The following is a 540-nucleotide window of genomic DNA, read 5'->3' as shown; positions in this document are numbered from 1 at the left end:
TGATCCGTCCCGGTCACGCCAACTACCTGGCCTGCCATCGGTATTGTTCGGCCGCGAGAAAAGTGGCTAACGCCACGCTCTATCACATGCGTCAGGCGCTGTTCGCCGAGGCACCGATCAGCGCCAGCCAGGCCGACAAGCTGCTGAAGAAAGAGCACAAGGACGTCTATCAACTACTCCCTTCCGCCGGCGCTCAACGGATGACGCAGATTGCCGGCGACGCCTGGANCGGATGACGCAGATAGTCGGCGACGCCTGGAAGGGCTGGCTCGCGGCGAAAGACGACTTCAAGATCAATCCTCACAAGTACCAGGCGTGCCCGAGAATCCCCGGTTACTCGAAGGGCGCACGCACCTATGTCGTCAATCGCAATGGCTATAAAATAGTCGACGGCATGATCCACTTGAGCGGCGCCAGGACAGTTGGCTTCCAGCCGGTCAAGACCACGGTTTGTCAGCATCAAGCGTTCAACGAAAAGGCGGACAAGGCGGTTGTCACCGACATCCGAATCGTTCCACTGGGCACATCGTTCTGCATTGA

At 58.6% G+C, this 540-nt stretch carries 1 protein-coding gene; it reads left to right on the top strand.

The features are described from left to right. Nucleotides 1-232: 232 nt before the first annotated feature. On the top strand, nt 233-540 hold a 308-nt coding region (locus tag DU506_RS21385; protein ID WP_220254502.1), incomplete at its 3' end, for a hypothetical protein.

The organism is Vreelandella rituensis, from assembly GCF_003336665.1.
GTDB classification, from domain to species: Bacteria; Pseudomonadota; Gammaproteobacteria; order Pseudomonadales; family Halomonadaceae; genus Vreelandella; species Vreelandella rituensis.
Note: the sequence above shows the minus strand (reverse complement) of the source record. Positions and strands in the feature narration are given on the sequence as shown.